At 61.7% G+C, this 6,721-nt stretch carries 7 protein-coding genes; all 7 read right to left on the bottom strand.

The window, feature by feature from the left end:
* Window positions 1–139: 139 nt before the first annotated feature.
* Window positions 140–544 (bottom strand): Fur family transcriptional regulator, encoded by a 405-nt coding sequence (locus EN914_RS18855; RefSeq protein ID WP_013529546.1) that lies wholly within the window; start codon window positions 542–544, stop codon window positions 140–142.
* A 193-nt stretch (window positions 545–737) separates the two neighbouring features.
* A complete protein-coding gene (mgrA, locus tag EN914_RS18850; protein ID WP_024504410.1) occupies window positions 738–1,784 on the bottom strand; it encodes an L-glyceraldehyde 3-phosphate reductase in 1,047 nt (348 codons plus the stop codon).
* 120 nt (window positions 1,785–1,904) lie between these two features.
* Window positions 1,905–3,047 (bottom strand): Gfo/Idh/MocA family protein, encoded by a 1,143-nt coding sequence (locus tag EN914_RS18845; RefSeq protein WP_024504411.1) that lies wholly within the window; start codon window positions 3,045–3,047, stop codon window positions 1,905–1,907.
* 11 nt (window positions 3,048–3,058) lie between these two features.
* Window positions 3,059–3,805, bottom strand: coding sequence for a sugar phosphate isomerase/epimerase (locus EN914_RS18840; RefSeq protein ID WP_024504412.1), 747 nt, complete (start codon window positions 3,803–3,805; stop codon window positions 3,059–3,061).
* A 53-nt stretch (window positions 3,806–3,858) separates the two neighbouring features.
* Window positions 3,859–4,956, bottom strand: coding sequence for an ABC transporter ATP-binding protein (locus EN914_RS18835; protein WP_024504413.1), 1,098 nt, complete (start codon window positions 4,954–4,956; stop codon window positions 3,859–3,861).
* 5 nt (window positions 4,957–4,961) lie between these two features.
* On the bottom strand, window positions 4,962–5,894 hold the full coding sequence (locus EN914_RS18830) for a carbohydrate ABC transporter permease (protein WP_024504414.1): 933 nt from the start codon (window positions 5,892–5,894) through the stop codon (window positions 4,962–4,964).
* A gap of 2 nt (window positions 5,895–5,896) precedes the next feature.
* On the bottom strand, window positions 5,897–6,721 hold an 825-nt coding region (locus EN914_RS18825; protein WP_164778795.1), incomplete at its 5' end, for a carbohydrate ABC transporter permease.

The raw sequence follows: 6,721 nt of genomic DNA, 5'->3' as shown, positions 1-6,721 counted from the left end.
GTGTGTTGAGATTCAGATCAGGCCGAGCCGAAAATGGTGGATTCCGAGAACCGGAGCGGAGCGTACTTTTCGTACGTGAGCACCGGAAGCGCAGGAAGCCGCCATTTGCAGGCCGGCATCATCTGAATATCAACTCACCTCAAGCCGCCTCAGCCAAACACTTGGCACATGTCCCGCGAAACTCGATCACCGCCTTCTTGGCGGCGAAGCCGGTGGAGCGCACCCATTCGTCCAAGCTGTGGCCGACATCGTGGTCGGACATCTCGGTGACCTGCCCGCATGTGTCGCAAATGGCGAAGGCAGTCATCGAATGGCTGTGGTCATGCGGCTCGGCGCAGGCGACGAAGGAATTGATGCTTTCAAGCCGATGCACGAAACCTGACTTCACCAGCGTGTCGAGCGCGCGATAGACCTGAAGCGGTGCGCGAAAACCGCGCTCGCGCAATTGGTCGAGCAAGGTGTAGGCACTGAGCGGTCCGCTGGCGGTCTCGAGTTTCTCGAGCACGCACAGCTGGTTTTTCGTCAGCACATCCCTTGCCGCCATGATCCTGTTCCAACTCGCCTTGCGTCGCTTGCGCCGCGCACAAACGATCCATGTCCCACCCAGATAGCGACGAACAGGCATTTTTGCTACTGTTTCCAGCATTCTGCCCGCAAGGCGGCCGAGAACATCGATCGGAGCGGGGCAACAGGCAGGTTGCCCGCCGTTTTTCGCTTTGCCGGTTTATCGAGCGGACCTATTTCCTCGGCGGGCCTTTGCGCTCGGCAGAAGCCGCCCACAGATTGATGTCGGATTCGCGCGCGTAGGTGTCGATCTCGGCGAGTTCGGCATCGCTGAAGTCGAGCGCCTTGAGCGCGCCGACGCAGTCCTCGACCTGCTCCGGCCGGCTGGCGCCGATCAGTGCCGAGGTCACCCTCCCCTTGCGCAGCACCCAGGCCAGCGCCATCTGCGCCAGCGTCTGTCCGCGCCTGCCGGCGATGGCGTCGAGCGCCTTGATGTTGGCGATGGTCTTGTCGTTGATGAAGGATGTCTTCAGCGACTTGCCCTGGGAGGCGCGGCTGCCGTCCGGAATGCCGCCGAGATACTTGTCCGTCAGCATGCCTTGCGCCAGCGGCGAGAACACGATCGAGCCGACGCCGAGCCCTTCGAGCGTGTCGAGCAAGCCGTCTTCCTCCACCCAGCGGTTCAGCATCGAATAGCTCGGCTGGTGGATGACGCAAGGCGTGCCAAGCTGCTTCAAGATATCGGCCGCCTCGCGCGTGCGCTGCGAATTGTAGGACGAGATGCCGGCATAGAGCGCCTTGCCCGAGCGCACGGCATGGTCGAGCGCACCCATCGTTTCTTCCAGCGGCGTGTCGGGATCGAAACGGTGCGAATAGAAGATATCGACATAGTCGAGCCCCATCCGCTTGAGGCTCTGGTCGAGGCTGGCCAGAATGTATTTGCGCCCACCCCATTCGCCGTAGGGCCCGGCCCACATCTGGTAACCGGCCTTGGTCGAGATGATCAGTTCGTCGCGGTAGGCAGCGAAGTCGGTGCGCAGGATCTCACCGAAGGCGGTTTCGGCAGAACCGGGCGGCGGACCGTAATTGTTGGCGAGGTCGAAATGCGTGATGCCGAGGTCGAAGGCCTTGCGCGCGATCGCCTGCTTGGTCTTGTGCGGCGTGTCGTTGCCGAAATTGTGCCACAGGCCCAGCGAGATCGCCGGCAGCTTCAGGCCGGAGCGGCCACAGCGGTTGTAGACCATTTTCTCGTAACGGTTTTCGGCGGGCGTGTAGGGCATCGGAAAATCCTCGAATGGAAACGAGCCGGTCGGCTGCATCGTCACAACGCGGCGAGTTGGCTCTGCCCCCACCCTTACCCTCTCTCCGTCGAAACGGGGAGAGGGTTGAGGTGTGCTGCCCTATTTCTTCTTCGCCAAAAGCTCCTTGGCTTCCTTGACGCCAAGTGCGGCCGGCCGTTCGCAGGTGGTCTGCATGGCGACGAACTTGCCGGTTTCGCCGGAACGCAGCAGGCCGGTCATCACGTCGACGGCGTGCAGCGCCAGCTCCATCGAACAGCGGTGCGGCCGACCTTCCGCGATCGCCACCGCCATATCGGCAAGGCCTGACGTGCGGTAGTTGGCCATCATGCCTTGCGAATGCATCTCGTTGGGCACGCCGAACGGATGCGGCCAGTTCGGCAGCTTCTTGACCGGCTTGGCCGCGACGGTGAAGCGAACGTCACCACCGAAGAAGTTCGGGTCCGGCACAAACACCGTACCCGCCTCGCCATAAAGCTCCATCGGCGCGTGGCCGTGGGCCCAGACGTCCCAGCTGGTGTTGAGCGTGATAACGGCGCCGTTCTCGAACTCCAGCAGCCCGTGGATGGTTGTCGGCGTGTTGACCGGTATCTTTTCACCCGCGCGCGGCTTTGAACTGATCGTGCGCTCCTTGGCCGGCGTCGTCGCGAAGGCCGCGACCTGCTTCACCGGCCCGATCAGCTGGATCAGATTGGTGATGTAATATGGTCCGATGTCGAGCACCGGCCCCGCGCCTGGCTGGAAGAAGAAATCCGGATTGGGGTGCCAGTGCTCCATGCCGTGGCCCATGACATGGCACGTGCCACTCGTGACCTTGCCAAGCTTGCCGGTGTCGATCAGGTTGCGCACCAATTGATGCGCGCCGCCGAGGAAAGTGTCTGGCGCCGAGCCGATGCGCAGACCCTTTTTCTCCGCCCGCTTCTTAAGGTCGAGCCCTTCCTTGACCGACAGCACGAACGGCTTTTCCGAATAGACGTGCTTGCCGGCGTCGAGGATCTGCTTCGAGACCTCGTAGTGCACCGCCGGGATGGTCAGGTTGACGATGATGTCGATGTCGTCGGCCTTGAGCAGGTCTTCGACGGTGTCGGCGCGCAGCTTGAACTCCTTCGCCCGAGCCTTGGCCGCCTCCATGTTGATGTCGGCGCAGGCACGCATTTCAATGCCGCGGAACAACGGCGCCAGCGAAAAATACGCCTTCGAGATGTTGCCGCAGCCGATCACGCCGATGCCAAGTTTCTTTGCCATGCTGGTTGCTCCTAATAGGTTTTGGCGGCTGCGATGGAGCGGCGGGCGAAACGCTCGATGTCGTTGGGGTTGTCCTGTTCCATGACGTAGTATTGGGCAGCACTCCTGGCACGCAACACTTTGATCAGGCCGGCCCAGTCGATGGTGCCATGGCCGACATCCGACCAGCCATCCTCATCCAGCCCCTCGCCGGGCTTGGCCATGTCCTTGACGTGGACGGCGCTGATGCGCTTGCCGTGTTTCTCGATCCACGGCAGCGGATCATCGCCGCCGCGCACCACCCAGGCAACGTCCATCTCCCAGCTGACATCGGGCGCGGATGACAGGATGTGGTCCTGCGGCACCGATCCGTCGGCAAGTTTCTTGAACTCGAAATCATGATTGTGCCAGGCAAAGCCGTAGCCGGCCTTTTTCGCGGCGTCACCGACCTTGGCCAGGCGTTCGCCGAAACCACGCCAGCCGGCCACGTCGGATGGCCGCTGGTCGGGCATCAGGAAAGGACAGATGAGCAGCGTGATACCGAGTGCGTCGGCGGTTTTGCGCACGCCGTCAAAATCGTTCTCGAGCGCGTCGATCGAGAAATGCCCAGTCGGCATGGCAAGCCCGTTCTTATCGAGCTCGGCGCGGAATGCCTGGGGATCATCATAGACGCCGCCGAAACCTTCGACCTGGGCGTAGCCGAGCTTGCCGAGCATGGCGAGCACACCGTCCCAGGGTTGGAAATTGCGGGCGCTGTAAAGTTGGAATGACCAATTCATCGTCTCTGTCCGTTTTGCTTGGGGATCGTCGTTGGAAGGTTGGTTCTCGGAAGCTAGATGCGTGTGCCGGTTGCGGTGTCGAAAAGCGAGGCGCGCATCGGATCGAAGCCAAGCGTCACCGCCTCGTCGTTCTTGGGCGTGCGTTCCGAGGTCACTCGGACGCTGAAATTCTGCTGGGCAAGCTTCAGCCAGACCAGCGTGTCGGAGCCCATGGGTTCGACCACCTCGACATTGGCGGCTATCGAGAACGGCCAGCCGGTGCCGCTGTTCAGGCTGACATGCTCGGGCCTGATACCGAATGTGACGGGGCCGGGAGCCGGAGGCTTGGCAAAGTCGTAAGTGCCGAGCGGGATCTTGATATCCCCGGCCGCGAACCGCCAGCCGCCGTCGGCGTCTTCCAGGTAGCCATCGACGAAGTTCATTGCGGGCGAACCGAGAAAGCCGGCGACGAAACGGTTGACCGGACGGTTGTAGATGGTCTGCGGCGCATCGAGCTGCTGGATGACGCCGCCCTTCATCACCGCGATGCGGTCGGCCAGCGTCATCGCCTCGATCTGGTCGTGGGTGACGTAGATCATGGTGTTCTGCAGCTTGCGATGCAGCAGTTTGATCTCGACGCGCAGTTCGGCGCGCAGCTTGGCATCGAGATTGGACAGCGGCTCGTCGAACAGGAACACGTCGACATCGCGCACCAGCGCCCGTCCGATGGCGACGCGCTGGCGCTGGCCGCCGGAAAGTGCGGCCGGCTTACGCTGCAGCAGCGGCTCGATCTGCAGGATTTCAGCCGCCCGCGCGATCCGCTTGGCGATCTCTTCTTTTGGCGTGCCGGCGACACGCAGCCCGAAGGACAGGTTCTTCTCCACCGTCATTTGCGGATAGAGCGCATAGGACTGGAACACCATGCCGATGCCGCGGTCCTTGGGCTCTTCCCAGGTGACGTTCTTGCCCTTGATGAAGATGCGGCCTTCGGAAACGTCGAGCAGGCCGGCAATGCAATTGAGCAAGGTCGACTTGCCGCAGCCGGACGGCCCGAGCAGCACGATGAACTCGCCATCGGCGACATCCAGATTGAGCGTCTCCAAGACGGTCACCGCGCCGAAATTCAGCGACAGGTCCTGGATCGAAACGCTGGTATCGTTGGCTGCCGTCATCGCCATCACCCCTTCACCGCGCCGGCGGCGATGCCGCGTACGAAAAGCTTGCCGGAGATGAAGTAGACGATGAGCGGCACAAGCCCGGTCAGGATGGTTGCGGCCATATTGACGTTGTACTCCTTCACGCCTTGCACCGAATTGACGATGTTGTTGAGCTGCACCGTCATCGGATAGGTGTCGGGGCGGGTGTAGACGACGCCGAACAGGAAGTCGTTCCAGATGCCGGTCACCTGCAGGATGATGGCAACGACGAAGATCGGCAGCGACATCGGCAGCATGATGCGCAGGAAGATGCCCCAGAAGCCGGCACCGTCGACACGTGCCGCCCGGAACAGCTCCTCCGGCATCGAGGAGAAATAATTGCGGAACAGCAGCGTCAGGATCGGCATGCCGAAAATGGAATGGACGATCACCAGCCCGCTGAGGCTGCCATAGAGGCCGATCTCGCGCAGGATGATGACGATCGGATAGATCATCACCTGGTAGGGAATGAAGGCGCCGACGATCAGGATGATGAAGAACGTATCGGCGCCCTTGAAGCGCCAATTGGCCAGTGCATAACCGTTCACCGAGGCGATGGCGATCGACAGCAGCACTGACGGCACGGTGATGCGCACCGAATTCCAGAAGCCGCGCGAAAGTCCGTCGCAGTTAAGGCCGGTGCAGGCAGTCGACCACGCCTTGACCCACGGTTCGAAAGTGATCTCGAGCGGCGGTGAGAAGATGTTGCCGAGCCGGATCTCCGGCATGCCCTTGAGCGAGGTGACGACCATGACGTAGAGCGGCAAGAGGTAGTAGACCGCCATGACGAACAATGTGCCGTATAGGAAGACGTTGCGGCGCGAAATCACGCGGCGCGGCTTCGGGCCGTAGGGATCGGTGATGCCCTGGCGCGCGCCGGCGGCGGTGCTCGCTTGAGCGGTGATGTCTGCCATGCTCATTTGCGCCGCCCGAACTCGAGATAGGCCCAGGGCACGATGACGATCACCACCGAGAGCAGCATCATGGTCGAGGCAGCAAAGCCCTGGCCGAGGTTCTGGGCGAAGAACATATAGTCGTAGACGTATTTGGCCGGCACTTCGGAGGCGATGCCCGGGCCGCCGCTGGTCTGGGCCACGACGAGGTCATAGACCTTGACGATGCCGGCAGCGATGATGACGAGCGTGGTGATGAAGACCGGCCGCATCATCGGGATGACGATGAACAGATAGGTCTTCCACATCGGGATCCCATCCACCCGCGCCGCCTTCCAGATGTCCTCGTCAATGCCGCGCAGGCCGGCCAGCATCAGGCACATGATGAGCCCTGTGCCTTGCCACAGCGCCGCGATCGATATGCCGTAGATGACGATGCTGGAATTGTAGAGCGGGTCGAAGCTGAAGCTCGTCCAGCCTAAGTCACGGACCACATGCTGGATGCCGAAATCCGGATTGAGCAGCCACTGCCAGACCAGGCCGGTGACGATGAAGGAGAGCGCGAAAGGATAGAGGAAGATGGTGCGCAACGTGTCCTCGAAGCGGATCTTCTGATCGAGCAGTGCTGCAAGCAGGAAGCCGATGACCAGCGAGAACACCAGCGAGATCGCGCCGTAGATCAGCAGGTTTTCGATCGAGATCAGCCAGCGCGGCGTCGCCCACAACCGGTAGTATTGGTCGAGCCCGACGAAATTCAGCCGCGGCAAGAGCTTCGAATTGGTGAAGGAATAGAGCACCGTCCAAACGGTGCCGCCGACGAAAACCACCATGGCGGTGAGGATCATCGG

It is taken from the genome of Mesorhizobium sp. M7A.F.Ca.CA.001.08.2.1, from assembly GCF_003998455.1.
In the GTDB taxonomy this organism is placed as follows: domain Bacteria; phylum Pseudomonadota; class Alphaproteobacteria; order Rhizobiales; family Rhizobiaceae; genus Mesorhizobium; species Mesorhizobium ciceri.
The sequence above is the reverse complement of the archived record's forward strand: the minus strand, read 5'-3'. Positions and strand labels throughout refer to the sequence as shown.

Bases quoted from the DNA above. Each gene is read 5' to 3' on its own strand.
- EN914_RS18830 (WP_024504414.1), bottom strand. From the start codon at position 5,894: ATGGCAGACATCACCGCTCAAGCGAGCACCGCCGCCGGCGCGCGCCAG.
- EN914_RS18840 (WP_024504412.1), bottom strand. From the start codon at position 3,805: ATGAATTGGTCATTCCAACTTTACAGCGCCCGCAATTTCCAACCCTGG.
- EN914_RS18855 (WP_013529546.1), bottom strand. From the start codon at position 544: ATGGCGGCAAGGGATGTGCTGACGAAAAACCAGCTGTGCGTGCTCGAG.
- EN914_RS18835 (WP_024504413.1), bottom strand. From the start codon at position 4,956: ATGACGGCAGCCAACGATACCAGCGTTTCGATCCAGGACCTGTCGCTG.
- mgrA (WP_024504410.1), bottom strand. From the start codon at position 1,784: ATGCCCTACACGCCCGCCGAAAACCGTTACGAGAAAATGGTCTACAAC.
- EN914_RS18845 (WP_024504411.1), bottom strand. From the start codon at position 3,047: ATGGCAAAGAAACTTGGCATCGGCGTGATCGGCTGCGGCAACATCTCG.